1 protein-coding gene is annotated in these 246 nt (G+C 62.2%); it reads left to right on the top strand.

Annotated features, from left to right (window positions below):
- Window positions 1-246, top strand: a 246-nt coding sequence (locus CEY15_RS17480) for an ATP-binding protein (protein ID WP_176475186.1), incomplete at both ends; no start/stop codon positions are given.

Genomic DNA, 246 nt, shown 5'->3' with positions numbered 1-246 from the left:
CCGACCTCGAAGAAGCCTGGGCCCTGGCCAAAGACCGACCCCAGGGCCAGAACAAATTCTTGAAGAAGTACGCCGCGTTCTCCCTGCTGGTGATCGACGAATGGCTCCTCGACCACCCCGACGAGACGATCAGCAGAATGCTCCTCGAGCTCCTTGAGCGGCGCTACGACACCGGGTCGACAGTCTTCTGCACCCAGTACCCCAAGAAGGACTGGCACCAGCGCCTGGGCTCCGGAGTTCATGCCG

The organism is Dietzia natronolimnaea (genome assembly GCF_002289575.1).
In the GTDB taxonomy this organism is placed as follows: Bacteria; Actinomycetota; Actinomycetes; order Mycobacteriales; family Mycobacteriaceae; genus Dietzia; species Dietzia natronolimnaea_A.
This window is presented reverse-complemented; position numbering and strand designations above follow the sequence as displayed.